Source organism: Stieleria marina (assembly GCA_007741555.1).
In the GTDB taxonomy this organism is placed as follows: Bacteria; Planctomycetota; Planctomycetia; order Pirellulales; family Pirellulaceae; genus K23-9.
In genome coordinates this window covers 7,798,330-7,813,039 of sequence record CP036526.1, presented here as the reverse complement: position 1 = coordinate 7,813,039, position 14,710 = coordinate 7,798,330, and the positions used below count along the sequence as shown (strand labels likewise).

The 14,710-nt window shown below is 54.1% G+C and carries 9 protein-coding genes; 6 read left to right on the top strand and 3 right to left on the bottom strand.

The window, feature by feature from the left end; all coding sequences use genetic code 11:
- Window positions 1–81 precede the first annotated feature (81 nt).
- Both K239x_RS27645 and K239x_RS27640 read right to left on the bottom strand, forming a co-directional pair.
- A complete protein-coding gene (locus K239x_RS27645; protein WP_145421688.1) occupies window positions 82–1,404 on the bottom strand; it encodes a beta-ketoacyl-[acyl-carrier-protein] synthase family protein in 1,323 nt (440 codons plus the stop codon).
- Complete coding sequence (locus K239x_RS27640) at window positions 1,401–2,519, bottom strand: beta-ketoacyl synthase N-terminal-like domain-containing protein (protein ID WP_419189467.1); 1,119 nt, start codon at window positions 2,517–2,519, stop codon at window positions 1,401–1,403. The genes K239x_RS27645 and K239x_RS27640 overlap by 4 nt, the downstream gene beginning before the upstream one ends.
- 218 nt (window positions 2,520–2,737) lie before the next feature.
- Here K239x_RS27640 and K239x_RS27635 point away from each other — a divergent pair, with 218 nt between their 5' ends.
- The 6 genes from K239x_RS27635 to K239x_RS27610 all read left to right on the top strand — a co-directional run bounded on the left by K239x_RS27635 (window position 2,738) and on the right by K239x_RS27610 (window position 13,471).
- Window positions 2,738–4,720 carry an adenylate/guanylate cyclase domain-containing protein gene (locus K239x_RS27635; RefSeq protein ID WP_145421682.1) on the top strand — a complete coding sequence of 661 codons (1,983 nt, stop codon included), beginning with the start codon at window positions 2,738–2,740 and terminating at the stop codon, window positions 4,718–4,720.
- Window positions 4,721–4,881: 161 nt separating this feature from the next.
- On the top strand, window positions 4,882–6,237 hold the full coding sequence (locus K239x_RS27630; RefSeq protein WP_145421679.1) for a Gfo/Idh/MocA family oxidoreductase: 1,356 nt from the start codon (window positions 4,882–4,884) through the stop codon (window positions 6,235–6,237).
- A gap of 92 nt (window positions 6,238–6,329) precedes the next feature.
- The gene (locus K239x_RS27625; protein ID WP_145421676.1) at window positions 6,330–7,202 is read left to right on the top strand and encodes a cysteine hydrolase family protein; all 873 of its coding nucleotides are present in this window, start codon (window positions 6,330–6,332) and stop codon (window positions 7,200–7,202) included.
- Entirely contained in the window at window positions 7,199–10,138 is a 2,940-nt protein-coding gene (locus K239x_RS27620) for an FAD-binding and (Fe-S)-binding domain-containing protein (protein ID WP_419189466.1), read from the top strand. Before K239x_RS27625 ends, K239x_RS27620 begins: the two co-directional genes overlap by 4 nt.
- A gap of 203 nt (window positions 10,139–10,341) precedes the next feature.
- Window positions 10,342–12,000 (top strand): SUMF1/EgtB/PvdO family nonheme iron enzyme, encoded by a 1,659-nt coding sequence (locus K239x_RS27615; protein ID WP_419189465.1) that lies wholly within the window; start codon window positions 10,342–10,344, stop codon window positions 11,998–12,000.
- Window positions 12,001–12,100: 100 nt separating this feature from the next.
- The gene (locus K239x_RS27610; protein WP_145421670.1) at window positions 12,101–13,471 is read left to right on the top strand and encodes a Gfo/Idh/MocA family oxidoreductase; all 1,371 of its coding nucleotides are present in this window, start codon (window positions 12,101–12,103) and stop codon (window positions 13,469–13,471) included.
- 22 nt (window positions 13,472–13,493) lie between these two features.
- On the opposite strand, the gene K239x_RS27605 is transcribed toward K239x_RS27610, so the two are convergent.
- Window positions 13,494–14,633 carry a histone deacetylase family protein gene (locus tag K239x_RS27605; protein WP_145421667.1) on the bottom strand — a complete coding sequence of 380 codons (1,140 nt, stop codon included), beginning with the start codon at window positions 14,631–14,633 and terminating at the stop codon, window positions 13,494–13,496.
- Window positions 14,634–14,710: the final 77 nt, after the last annotated feature.

The following is a 14,710-nucleotide window of genomic DNA, read 5'->3' as shown; positions in this document are numbered from 1 at the left end:
CGGTGCAAAGCGCAGATTGTAGGGCAGACAATTGACACAAAGTAGCGGTCGGTCAGGCCGACGAATCGCACTGAAAGAACGCTAGGCAGCGCGGCGGACGGTTCCGGTGACGCTTTGGCTGATGTTGGAGATCACCAGGGCCGCGTTTTGGCCGCCGAAACCGATGTTGTTGGAAAGGATGTGCTGGCACTGGTGGTCGCGTGCCGTATTTGCGACGTAGTCCAAGTCGCAGTTTGGGTCGGCGTTTTGCAAGTTGATCGTGGGCGGGATCACGTGACTTTGCATGGCCAGTAGGCAGGCAGCCAACTCGATCGCGCCACAGGCCGTTGTGGAATGTCCTAGCATGCTTTTGATGCTGGAGATCGGTGTGTTAAACGCGTGCGGACCGATCGCGCGTTTGATGGATTCTGTTTCGACTTTGTCGTTTAGCTGCGTGCCGGTGCCGTGGGCGTTGATGTAGTCCAGGTCGCTGGGGTCCAAGCGACTGTCGGCAAGAGCACGCTTCATCGCGGAGATCGTTCCCCGTCCTTCTGGATGCGTATCAGTCACCCGGTAAGCATCTTGTGCGGCGCCATAGCCTGTGATTTCACCGTAGATCATTGCGCCACGGTTGCGAGCATGTTCGTACTCTTCGGCGACCAAGACTGCGGCCCCTTCGCCAATCACAAAACCGTCTCGGTCGCGATCAAAGGGCCGCGACGCTTCGGTTGGCGAGTCGTTCTTTTGGCTCAGCGCTGACAATCGCGAAAAGCCGGTTACGCCAAATTCGTGAATGCAGCTGTGTGCCCCGCCGCAGAGCATGACGTCGGCGTCGCCGCGACGAATCATTCTCATGGACTGGCCAATGGCCTGGGTGGCTGACACGCAGGCGGCGATACAGTTCAGGTTGGGGCCGCGGGCACCAAAACGCGCTGCCAATTGTAGGGCAGGCATGTTGGGCGAATACTGCTGCGTGATGTCAGGATCGAAAACACGCAGCGGTTTGGTTGGTGCGTCATCCGTCGACATCGACTGCGTGAATGAATCGAAGGGAACAAACGGTTCGCCGCAGCCGAGGTAAACGCCAAAGCGGTGGGGATTGTCAATCGATTGTGCAATGCCAGAATCGTTGACGGCACTGATGCCTGCTCCGAGCGAAAACTTGGTTTGCCGGGGGCAACGTGGCCACTGACGCGGGCTTTCTCCGATGTCTTGCAAAGTCCAGTTTTTTACTTCTGCGGCGATTCGCACCGGGTAGTTGTCGGCGTCGAAACTGGAGATCGTGCTGATGCCCGACCGACCGTTCGTCAGTCCATTCCAAAACGTATCAATCGTGGAACCGAGCGGCGTCACGACACCGATGCCAGTGACAACGACGCGGCGACCTTGATTGGCGCGGGGACGGTAGGAATTGGTAGCGCTCACGCCGCACTCCTGTGATAGGAATCAACTTTTGAGTTGCGAATGATCAAGCAACTTGCCAGGCCGCTCTCGAGGGTGTCGATATTGCAAGCCAACGGAGGAACGTTTTGTTCGCGCTGAAAAGCAAGCAGCATCGTGGCAATGTTCAGTGCGCTGCTGCCAGCTGCGGCATCACCCAGACCGTCGACAAAGTGCCGCAATCGGGTTTCTTGCCGGTTCATCTGGATCGCAGCAATGGACTGAGGATCTAAGTGTGTGTAGTGCAGAGCGTTTTTGATTGCACCCGCGATCGCTTCGGCAAGGTTGGCTTGGTGGTTGGATGCGATGGCGGTGGCGCTGCCGGTTGTCAAAATTTCGCCGTAGTTGGGGGCACCCCGTTTTGCGGCGTGTCCGAGTCGCTCGATCACGAAGGCCGCCGCTGCTTCGGCTGGTCGATTGATTTCATCCGCATCGCTTGGAATGGTCTCCAGCAAGTTGGTACCCGTTCCGCCTACGACCATGGCATCGGCATCGCCATCGAGGATCGCGTTTCGTGCCTCGGCAAACGCCATGTTCGTCGCGACGCGGGCTTGCGTGATGGTGTTGTTGGGCCCGCGAAGATTGTTTGCAATCGCGGTATGGCATGCGGGCATGTTTGGCAACACACGCAAAATCCAAAGTGGATCGATGTGTGGAATGCCCAGTTGTCCCCAGACCGCAGGATCGAATTGCTGCATCAAGTCTTGGCAAGCATCCACGCCGGCTTGAAAGTCGCTACGGCGGATTTCGACGTTGCCCGCACCAAAGCAAACGCCGACGCGATCAGGTTCATAGCCTGCATCCAACAACCCGCTTTCGGTAATGGCGTGCTGGGCAGCGGCAACACCCAATTGCGTCTCGCGATTCATCATTTTCAGCGATTTGCGAATCACGCGTTTCGTGTCTTTGGCCAGCGGTCCAAAGTCGTCGATCTTGCCATCGAAATCAGCACGCCCGTGGAGGGATACTGCTTCTGCTGAGTTTGTATCTTGGCTGCAAGCGTTTTGCCAAAAAGCGTCCCGGTCGGAACCAACAGGCGTTACAACGCCGACTCCGGTGACGACGATTGACTCATGATGAGCATGTTGGTTGGTAGACATCGAGCTTCCTTGCTTGACGACTAAAGAATGAGGGACTGAAGCGGAGTTTAGGCAGGGTATCGCCCGCGAGTCCAGATCAAGCACAATGGTGTCAAAGCTCGCTTTATCGACGGAAGTACATTTGTGCATCTAATGCATGGGGGGTGCACGCGGGGTCTGATAAAGGTCCCTTTACGCCAGCTTTTGCGATTCGCCTGACACTTTGCGACCCTGTACTCATGCTCAATCTGTTTTCATCCGGTTCAACGCGACGACTGCCAGCTCCTTGGTTATTGATTGCAATTGGGCTGCTGACGGGAAGCATCGGCGCTTCATTGATCTATTTCGGTGGTCGGTGGACTCGCGGCGTCACGCGATCTGCTTCGGACTATTTGATGAATTCGGATACCGGGCCGCGGCTTGGAATGCGGTCGGATCCTGGCGACGTCGTCATTGTGCAATACGGACGAGCAAGCGCCGAAAGACTGGGGACCGCCGCCAACATCGAAACGGACAAACAAGTCTACGAGAATCTCCTCGCTGCGGGCGCAAAAGCGGTTGCCGACCCGCGACTCATCACGTCGCTCTTGCCGGAACAATTCGAAGCCGAATGCAAACCAGCACTGGAAATGATGGCGGCAATCGAAGGCTCTCGAGGCAAGCTGGTTCGAGACGTGCTTCTTAGTAGCACCATCGACTACGAGTCCGTCCGCAAATTCGACGATTACATACGGCACGAAAGCATTGGGTTTCGCAATCCGATCGATGTCACAAACCAAAGTCGACTGTCACCGTTCGCGGACCACGATCTGTTCGCGCTTCGTGAATCGATGGTGATATGGCTGGCTCGGCGTCAACAGGGTCTGCCCATCGCCACCGAAGACGAAATCGCAAAAGCGCTCAGCGATAGTGGAATCGTTGATGTGTGGCTGTATTACCATCCGGTGATGGAAAACCTGCTGCCGGAGTCGGAGATGGAGTTCAAGTTGTTGCCGTACCAAGTCGGTTCCCTAAGTATCCCCTGGGTTCCGTTCGAAGGTGAAGTGGTTCAAGCATCGCCAGCTGGATTTTGGATTGATCATACCCAGCGAGCGGATTCATTTCCCATTCTGGACTACGGAGCAGTAGCGAAGGGTGACTTCGATGAAGCGCTGGTAAAAGACCGATTGGTTCTGATCGGAGTCGACACGGACTTCGTTCGCCCGGAACGTCAATTCGAATTGCCCAGCCAGCGCTCGCAGGTCGACATCACTGCCTTGGTGGCCTTAGCGGTGCAAACCTTGATCAACGATCGCATCATGCAACCGTTTCCGCTTTGGGTCTACTGGTCAACCGTCTTGGTGCTGGCGCTGTTGGTGAGTTTGTTGGTCGGGCGCGGGAGCGTGAAGTTTGCCGTGCTAAGCGGCTTGGCCGTTTTGCTGGGCTACATGGGGGTGGCGATGATCGCGTATCGGGGCAATTGGTTTACCGACATGGCGGTCGCGCCTTCGGTGATTGCCGTGACCGGAGTTTTGACTGGAGTGGTTCGTTACGGCTACGAAGTTCGATGGCGAAATCGAATGACCGATCTGTTTGGTCGATACGTGCCTCGCGCCGTCGTAACGGATTTGATTTCTAAACGGGCATTGCAGAGCATTGCTGTCGGTGGCAAGCGACGCGACGTGACGGTGATGTTCGCTGATATCCGCGGCTTCACTCGCTTTACGGAGAGTAACCAGCCTGAAACGGTCTTGGACAGGCTGAACGAATTCTTGCAAGTCATGGTCGATTGTACGTTCGAACAAGACGGCACGGTCGATAAGTTCATTGGCGACGCGATCTTGGTCCTCTTCAACGCGCCCACGGATCAATCCGACCATGCAGAGCGCGCCGTCAAAACTGCCTGGGCAATTCAAAAGAAACTAGGTGCGACCATTGAGGACTACGGAAACAGTGAACTGCAAATTGGCATCGGGATTCACACCGGCGATGCAATTGTGGGGACGGTCGGTACACCTGAGCGGATGGAATACACGGCGATCGGCAGCACCGTGAACACCGCTTCGCGTTTGTGCGATCGGGCGGATGGCGGCAAAGTCGTGGTGTCGCAACAAGTCGTCGATGCCGTTGGGGATCGGTTCGAATGGAGCCAGAACGAGCCGATGACTGTCAAAGGGATCGATCGGCCGTTGGATACGGCTACCCTGGTGGGGATCAGCGAACTTCCACCGAACGCTTCGTAGCCAATGCAGCACGTCGGATTGCAGCGATTGATTGCGGAAATTATCGGCTGCGAGCTCAAATCGGTTGTCGATTGTTCCAATTCACGATCAATTCCGGCTACAATCTTGTTCCGCAAACAACCTACCAATTTCCTCCAAGTCTCCCTTATTGAGGACTACTGATGGATAAAGACACAACACGTCGTTCATTCATGAAAAAATCAACCGCAGTGGCTGCCGGCGCCGCTCTGACAAGCACCATTGCACGCACTGCTCACGCTCAGGGCAGCGACGAAATCAAAATCGCTTTGATCGGTTGTGGTGGCCGTGGCTCCGGAGCTTCTCAGAACATTTTTAACACCAAAGGCAACGTCAAACTGGTAGCGATGGCGGACGCTTTTCAGAACAAAATTTCAAGTGCGCACGCCAGCCTGTCGCGCAAGAATGCCGCCAAGATCGATTGCCCACCCGAGCGTCAGTTCGCAGGTTTTGATGGCTACAAAAAAGCAATCGACAGCGACTGCGATTTGGTCATCATCGCGACGCCTCCTGGGTTCAAACCGCAACAGTTTGAATATGCCGTCCAGCAAGGCAAGCACGTATTCTGCGAAAAACCCGTTGCTTCGGACGCTCCCGGCGTACGACGATTTTTGGACGCTGTCGAAGAGTCCAAGAAGAAAAAGTTGATGGTCGGCATTGGCCTGCAGCGTCGCCACGAACCGATGTACATGCAAGCGATTGATCGGATTCACGAAGGCGCGATCGGCGACGTCTTGGCACTGCGTGTCTATTGGAATGGTGGCGGAATTTGGTACCGCAACCGTCAAGAAGATCACTCGGAAATGGGTTTCCAGACCAATAACTGGTACCACTTCAACTGGCTTTCGGGCGACCAGATCTGTGAACAACACATTCACAACTTGGACGTCGGTTGCTGGGTCAAAGGCGAGTATCCCGTCGAATGTAACGGCATGGGTGGTCGTGGACAGCGGATGGATGGCGACGCTACGAAGTCGCAGATCTTTGACCACACGTTCTGTGAGTACACGTTCTCCGACGGAACCAAGATGTTCAGCCAGGGACGTCATCTGAAAGGCTCTTGGACTCACGTCGCGGAATACGCGCACGGTACCAAAGGCACGGCTGACTTGTCCGGCGGCAAAATCGAAGGCCCCAACGCTTGGTCGTTCGACAAGAAACTGAACCCCAACGGTCACCAGCAAGAACAGCACGATTTGATCGAAGCTCTGATGCGTGGCGAGATCTACAACGAAGGCGAGTACGGTGCTCACTCGACATTCACAGCGATCCTTGGTCGCGAAGCTTGCTACAGTGGCAAGATCGTGAAGTGGGACGATCTACTCGCTGGCGGCAAAAATCTATGCCCGGGAATCGATTCCTACACGTTGGATTCAGACCCGCCAGCCATGCCAGGTGAAGACGGAAAGTATCCTGTTCCTGTGCCAGGACAATACGTGCCTTACAGCGACGCATGGCTGGAAGAACAGAAGCAAAAGAAAAAACGAAAAAAGGCTTAGTTGCCGATCTGTTTTGATACTACGACGAAACGCTCTGGCCCTATCGCCGGAGCGTTTTTCGATTACGCCTTACCATTTTTGAAAGAGAGCCCATGAAATCTCTTGTTCGCGTCACTGTCCGTCTCTTAAGCCTGTGCCTGTTGTTAACCGTGTGCATGGTTGCTCGCGACGCCCAGGCCGAGAATCTTTCGTTGGCATCCCGCTCGCAGCGAATCAGCGACGACGGCGATCGATCGAAATGGAAAACCGTCAACGAAACGCTTGCTTGGGACGCAGACGAAACTGCCATTGTTGTATGCGACATGTGGGACCGGCACTGGTGCAAAGGGGCCACGCGGCGAGTGGGCGAAATGGCTCCTCGCATGAACGAAGTACTGCACGCGGCACGCAAGAAAGGTTGCCTGATCATTCATTGCCCCAGCAGCTGTTTGGATTTTTACAAAGAAACGCCAATGCGCAAACTGGCACAGTCGGCGCCGAAAATTCAGACGCAAATCCCGTTGCAGGGATGGTGTCACATTGACGCCGACAAAGAACCGCAGCTACCGATCGATGATTCCGATGGCGGCTGTGACTGTGATCCACCGTGCAAAACCTACAACGCTTGGTCAAGGCAAATCGCGACGCTGGACATCGACGATCAAGACGCGATCACGGATAGCGCCGAAGCGTTTTATCTGATGAAACAAAAGGGAATCAAGAACGTTGTCGTTTTGGGCGTCCACACCAACATGTGTGTTTTGGGGCGGCCGTTTTCGATTCGACAGATGATCTATCAGGGGCAAAATGTGGTCCTGATGCGTGACATGACGGACACGATGTACAATTCACGAATGAGTCCTTATGTCAGTCACTTCGATGGCAATCGTTTGATCGCTCAGCACATCGAACGCCATTGGTGTCCCACGATCACTAGCACCGACTTCACTGGCAAACCCGCCTTTCAATTTAAGAACGACCATTGAACGTCACCCCTGATGCGCTGATTCGTCTGTCCAGTGACTTGGACGGCGAGCTTCATAGCGGCGAATTGATGCGGCAGATCTATTCGACAGACGCATCGGCCTATCAAGAGCTTCCTCTTGCCGTTGCAATTCCGAAAAACGAAAGCGATCTGCGCAAGCTGATCCGCTTTGCAAACGAGCAGCACGTTGGGCTGATTCCCCGGACGGCCGGGACGTCGTTGGCTGGCCAGGTGGTCGGATCGGGAATCGTAGTCGACGTGTCGCGGCAGTTCACCGCGATCCTGGAGATCAACGCAGACGAATCCTGGGTGCGCGTTGAGCCGGGGGTGATTCGCAATGAATTGAATTTGGCGTTGCAGCCGCATGGCTTGTTGTTTGGTCCCGAAACGTCGACTCAGAACCGCGCGATGATGGGTGGCATGCTGGGCAATAATTCGTGCGGCTCCAATTCGATTAAATACGGCAGCACACGCGATCATGTTTTGGAGGTCACGGCGCTGCTGTCCGACGGCAGTCAGGCTGTCTTTGGTCCACTGAATGCTGAAGAGTTCGCGGCCAAATGTGACGGACCCGATTCGGTCGAGACACAGCTTTATCGCGACATTCGTGATTTGCTTGCTGATCAAGCAACGCGAGATGAGATCACCAAGGAATTTCCCAAGCCAAGTATCCCGCGACGCAACACAGGCTATGCCATCGATTTGTTGATGGACGCGAATTGCATTGATTCATCCAGCGACAAACCGTTTCACTTTGGAAAGTTGATCGCCGGAAGTGAAGGGACTTTGTGTTTTGTCACCGAGATGAAATTGCGTTGTCTGCCACTGCCGCCACCGGAGAACGGTTTGCTGTGCGTCCACTTCAATGACGTCGACGAGGCATTGCGGGCAACTCAGATTGCGGTGCAGCACGATTGTTACGCGTGTGAGCTGATCGACCGCTACATTTTGGAATGCACGCGGCGGAGTATCGAGCATCGCGAAAACCGGTTTTTTATTCAGGGCGACCCAGGGGCAATTCTGGTCATCGATATTCGCGGTCAAGATCGCGACGAAATTTTGTCGATGACCAACCAGATCGAAAGTGATCTGCGATCCGCCGGATTGGGCACGGCGTTTCCGGTTTTGTTCGGAAGTGACACGGTCAAAATTTGGAACCTCCGAAAGGCTGGCCTCGGCTTGCTGGGTAATTTGCCCGGTGATGCCAAGCCCGCGCCGGTGATCGAGGACACTGCGGTTGATGTCGATGATTTGCCGCAGTACATCGCCGAGTTTAACGAGATACTAAACGAACGCTTTCAGCTCCAGTGCGTCCATTACGCTCATGCTGGTAGCGGCGAAATCCACCTCCGTCCGATTCTGAACTTGAAAACAACCGAAGGCACACAGCTGTTTCGCGAGGTTGCACAGACGATCGCGACGCTTGTAAAAGAGTACCGCGGTTCACTCTCTGGCGAACACGGCGATGGTCGACTGCGTGGTGAATTTTTGTGTCAAATGATTGGCGAAAAGAATTACGATCTGGTCAAACGAATCAAGCAAAGCTGGGATCCGGCCGGTGTGTTTAACCCCGGAAAAATTGTCGATACGCCGCCCATGAATGGGCAGTTGCGTTACACCCCCGGACATCAAGTCAAGCCGATCAAGACGGTGTTTGATTGGTCGTCGACGATTGATGTGCTGGGCGCGGCGGAAATGTGCAACGGGTCGGGCGACTGTCGCAAAACACAACTCAGCGGTGGCGTGATGTGCCCCAGTTACATGGCGACCCGAAACGAAAAGGACACCACTCGCGCCAGGGCCAATATGTTGCGTCACGCGATGACTCATGCGGCCAGCGACAATCCGTTTGACAACGAAGAGTTGAAAGATGTTCTGGACCTTTGCCTGTCTTGCAAAGGATGCAAAAAAGAATGTCCGTCGACGGTCGACATGGCAAAGTTGAAGGCGGAATTTCAGCAGCACTACTACGACGCCAATGGAAGCCCGTTGCGAGCGAAGATGATCGCCAACTTTGCCAAGTCCCAACGTCTACTTTCGGTGGTTCCGTGGGCGTGGAATGCGATCGTTGGTACAAAAGCACTGCGCCGAGTGATGAACCGCATGATTGGTTTTCACCCAGAACGCACGATACCCAAAGTTGCCCGCACCACTCTGCGTCGTTGGTTCGATCGACATCAACCCAGCGTGAATGTTGGAAAGACTGGCCAACTGGTTTTGTTGTGCGACGAGTTCACCAATTTCACTGACGCCGACATCGGGATCAAAACCGTCGAACTATTGGAGTCCTTGGGGTACAAGGTCGAACTGTCGCCAATCTCAGAAAGCGGCCGAACCTGGTTGTCCAAGGGCTTTCTGCGAAAAGCCAAGGAGATCGTCAATGGAAATACCACGCAGCTGTCGGATCTTGTCAACGAATCAGTGCCGCTGGTCGGAATCGAGCCTTCCGCGATCTTGACCTTTCGGGATGAATCAATCGATCTGGCGACCGACGAACTGAAAGCTTCGGCAATCCAAATCGCCGAACACTGTTTCACGTTGGAAGAATTTTTGGCTCGCGAATTCGCTGACGGCCGGATTAACAGCGACTCGTTTACCGACCAGTCTCGCAGTGTGCTGCTGCATGGACACTGTTTTCAAAAAGCACTGACCGATAGTCAGTCCATCATTGATACACTTAGCTTGCCGGCAAACTACTCGGTGTCGGTCATTCCGAGCGGATGTTGTGGAATGGCGGGTTCGTTTGGCTACGAAAAAGAACACTACGATTTGTCCATGCAGATTGGCGAACTAGTTTTGTTTCCAGCGTTGCGGGACGCTGATGCCGAAACTCTGATTGCCGCACCGGGGACTTCCTGCCGACATCAAATCCACGACGGGACTAGCAAGCGAGCAATGCACCCTGCCGAGATTCTGCACGCGGCATTGAAGGATTGAACAGGGGCTTTTTTGGAAAGCACCGCTCTGCCCATCGCTTTGTTTACAATGGGGATCGCCCCGCCGTTCGGATTCAGTTGTCCGATGCTTCTTGAATAAATGCTTCCCACCCAAAACTGCAAACTTCAATTAATTCACTCTGCCAATTCGCTATGAAATCGCTTTCTGCCTTCTGCATCCTCGTTCTCTGTTTTGTTTCACGGGTGAATTCACAGGAGCCGGTCGTTGACTTTGCGCCTGTCCAACCTCTGCTGGCATCGGCGTGTGTTCATTGCCACGGGGAAAAGGAGGCCGAAGGTGAACTACGGTTGGACACGCTAGCTGGTGCTTTGGCCGGTGGTGCGAGCGGTCCCGCTCTCGTGCCTGGCAATCCCACCGACAGCACGTTACTGACCAGCACAATGTTGGCACATGATGATGCGGACATCATGCCGCCAGACGAACCGCTTGACCCATCGCAAATCGAATTGCTTCGCAAATGGGTCGCTAGTGGCGCAAAGTGGGACAGTGACAAACCCATTAAGATTCAGCCGCGCATCGACTTCGTTAAAAACATTCAGCCGATTCTGGAACAACAATGTGTTTCCTGCCACAGCGGTGATGATCCCGAAGGCGGGCTGGATTTGACGACGCGTGAAATGGCGTTCGATAGCGGTGCGATCACAGCGTTTGATGCCGCTGATAGTTCGCTTTATACGACAACCGTGGCGGGCAAAAACGACGATTCACTGATGCCGCCCAAAAATTCCGGTGGGCCGTTGCCCAGCAGCATGACTAAGACGCTACGAATGTGGATTGACCAAGGTGCGATCTGGCCGGCTGATTTGAAGCTGGAAAAGAAGGCCAAAGAAGTCGGGCCGCAAGTGACTGTCGATGACATCGAATTGGTTGCACAGATTCACGCCAAAATCCTTGCGACATCGAAGGTCGAATCCGAAGCCGACATGGCTGACTATAAAAGTGCCGTGCCGCTAACGAAAGCACCTTTCCAGATGGTCGCCATCAAAGGCGGAACATTCTTGATGGGCAGTCCCGAAGACGAAAAGTTTCGTTCGCCGATCGAAGGTCCGCAGACGAAAGTCAGCGTCGATCCGTTTTGGATCGGCAAGTACGAGGTGACTTGGGACGAGTACGAACCCTTTATGATTACGGAAGCTTCGCGCGAAAAGCATGGTGCGCGCAAAGATTACGATGCCAACGTTCACACCATTGTCGATGGCGTTTCGCAGCCGACACCACCGTATACGGAGATGAGTTTTGGGATGGGCCAGTTGGGCTATCCCGCCATCAGCATGACTCAGCACGCGGCCAACAAGTATTGCCAATGGCTGAGTGCCCAGACCGGTCACTTTTATCGATTGCCCACCGAAGCAGAATGGGAATACGCTTGCCGCGCGGGCACCACGACACCGTATTCCTTCGGTAACGGACAGCTGGCCGACTACGCGTGGTACTCTGCCAACAGCAAAGAGAAGTACCAGAAAATTGGTTTGAAGAAACCGAACCCCTGGGGCTTGTTCGACATCCACGGCAACGTCCGCGAATGGACGGCAGACAAGTTCACGGAAAACTATTTTGAACTGATCCAAGACAATCCGAGCAATCCGTACGTCAAACCTTCCAAGCTTTATCCACGTTCGGCACGCGGCGGCGGTTGGGCCGATGAATTTGACCAGCTGCGCTCAGCCGCCCGTGTTGGGTCCGATGAAGCGTGGAAGGAAACCGATCCGCAGCTTCCGCAGAGTATCTGGTACCACACCGACGCGCCTTGGATAGGTTTTCGCGTCATCCGGCCACTTAAAGTCCCCTCGGTCGAAGAAATGTACTTCTACTGGAACAGCGCCAGTGGCATGCGGTACTAGAATGATGATCTCGCTGAACCAATCTTATTAATGCGAACCGCTAGCCTGTCGTTTGCAGGCTAGAACGTTCGAGTCAATTCCCACCTCAAGGAATCCCACCATGCAACCTTCTGATCGCCGTAACTTTATGAAGACTGCCGGCGCCGCGACGGCGCTGAGCACATTGACGGCACCCTACGTCTACGGTCAAGAAAAGAAAGACGCCAATACGATCAAAGTCGCTTTGATCGGCTGTGGTGGACGAGGCACCGGCGCTGCTTCTCAAGCCCTGTCGGTCAAGAATGCTCAAACACGGTTGGTCGCGATGGCGGATGTGTTTCCCCACAAAATGGAATCAAGTTTGGGAGCATTGCGTGGCAAATTCGAGGAGACGCCCGAGAAGGTTGATGTTCCCGAAGATCGTCAGCACATCGGGTTTGATTCCTACAAAGAAGCCATGGCAGCGCTTGATCCAGGCGATATCGTCATCTTTGCCACGCCGCTTGCGTTTCGATGGGTGCATTTCCAACACGCCATCGATCTTGGGCTAAACGTGTTTATGGAAAAACCGCTGATCGCCGATGGGCCCAGCGCCAAGCGAATGCTGGAGCTATCAAAGAAAGCCGACGAGAAAAATCTGAAGTGCGCTGTGGGTTTGATGGTCCGCCATTGCCGTGGTCGACAAGAGTTGCACAAGCGAATTAGCGATGGGCAAATTGGCGACATCATCGCGATGCGAGCTTACCGAATGCAGGGACAATCGGCATCGGCGTTTTCAAAGCCCAAGCCGGACGATATGTCCGAAGTGATGCACCAGATTCAGAACTTCCACAGTTTCCTTTGGGCTAGCGGCGGGATGTTCAGCGATTTTTATATTCACCAAATTGACGAAACGTCGTGGATGAAAAATTCTTGGCCTGTCAAAGCACAAGCCGTCGGTGGACGCCACTATCGCCGTGACTTTGTTGATCAAAACTTTGACGTCTACTCGGTCGAATACACCTACGACGACGGATCGAAACTCTTTTTCGACGGTCGCACGATGTTAGGTTGCCAAAACAACATGTCCAGCGTCGTCCACGGCAGCAAGGGCAGCGCGTTTGTGAGCATGTCTGGCCACAAACCCGGCAAAGTGAGAATCTTCAGCGGACAGAATCAAGTGGATGAAGATATCGTTTGGAAGTACCCCCAGCCCGAAAAGAATCCGTACCAACTGGAGTGGGACGACCTACTCGATGCGATCGTCAACGACAAGCCGTACAACGAAGTGCCCCGTGGAGTGGAAGCAAGTTTGGTGACCAGCATGGGACGCATGGCCGCGCACACCGGACAAGAAATCACGTACGATCAAATGCTTAACTGCGAGCATGAGTTTGCTCCCGATGCCGACAAAATGACTCCTGACGGACCCGCGCCCGTGACGTCCGATGATGAAGGCAAGTATCCGATTCCACAGCCGGGAATCGTCAAGGATCGAGAGTACCAAGTCTAAGACGGACGCGTCTGTTTCAGATTCAGGGCGCGGCTAGCGTCTGTCGATTGATTAAGTTTTTGACGCTTTCGTATTGAGCTTTCCAAGCATCCTTGCTGTAGCCGCCCGAAAGCGTGAAGACAACGGCGATGTTTCGTTTGATGCATTCGTCGATGATCATTTGGTCGCGACGAACAATCCCTTGGTGTGTCATTCGAAGCGACGCCAAGGGATCACCGTCCAGTGTGTCGCAGCCGCCGACGACAAAGCAGATGTCGGCTTGTGACTGGTCTAAAACCGCAGGCAACTGTGCGGATAGTTCTCTCAAGTACTCATCGTCGTTCATTCCGCTTGGCAGTTCGATATCCAGGTCGCCTTTTTCCTTTGGCAACGGGTAAATGCCACGTTGATGCATTGAAAACGTAAACGTCGTGTCGTCGTCGGGCAAACATAGAATCGTTCCGTTGCCTTGATGCACATCCACATCGACCACGACGGCTCGTTGAATCAGTTTTTCGGCTTGCAGACGGCGAATAGCGATCGGAACATCGGCGAACAAACAAAATCCCTCACCTGTATGCGGTTTGGCGTGGTGATAGCCGCCGCCCAAATTGATCCCAATTCCCGATCGGATGGCGGCTCGCGAGGCCAATAACGTTCCGCCGCTTGCATGGCGAAACGGTTGCAAGATTGCCGTGTCCAACGACACGGGCGCGAGCATCAAGATCGGAGCTTCCAAGTAGCCGGCTACTTTTGTCCGCGACGCCAGTGACTGTAAATACTTTGGAGTATGCACCAGCAAGAGGTCGTCATTGGTAAGCGGTTCCGGAGACAAGAAATCCTTGTGTTCACAAACTCCGTCTTTTACTAACGCGTCGCAGATCCTTTGATACTTTTTGATGTCGAAGGGGTGCATGCGTTCAAGGCCACCGACATTGATCAGGTAGCTGGGCGAATAGACCAAGCTGATGTTAAACGGTAGCGTGCTCGCAGGCTCTTTAAGCACTTGGTCGATTGTGCCAGGTTCGTCCGCTTGCTCAGTTTGATTCGCGGATACGTCATCAGACGCTTCATCAATCGAGGGCGAATACGGGTGCTGCCGACCTGGGAAATTGATGAATGCGATCCACGCCAACAGCGGCACGGCCAGCAGCAGAATGATCCATCGTTTTCGCTTAAACATTGTTTGCCTTGCTGAAATTTGCGAGCACCAATTCACAAGCCAGGTTGGCTTGCCTGCAAATTTGTTGCAAATGCGAG

Coding starts and splice junctions, on each gene's coding strand:
- K239x_RS27640 (WP_419189467.1), bottom strand. CDS start 2,519: ATGTCTACCAACCAACATGCTCATCATGAGTCAATCGTCGTCACCGGA.
- K239x_RS27635 (WP_145421682.1), top strand. CDS start 2,738: ATGCTCAATCTGTTTTCATCCGGTTCAACGCGACGACTGCCAGCTCCT.
- K239x_RS27630 (WP_145421679.1), top strand. CDS start 4,882: ATGGATAAAGACACAACACGTCGTTCATTCATGAAAAAATCAACCGCA.
- K239x_RS27625 (WP_145421676.1), top strand. CDS start 6,330: ATGAAATCTCTTGTTCGCGTCACTGTCCGTCTCTTAAGCCTGTGCCTG.
- K239x_RS27610 (WP_145421670.1), top strand. CDS start 12,101: ATGCAACCTTCTGATCGCCGTAACTTTATGAAGACTGCCGGCGCCGCG.
- K239x_RS27605 (WP_145421667.1), bottom strand. CDS start 14,633: ATGTTTAAGCGAAAACGATGGATCATTCTGCTGCTGGCCGTGCCGCTG.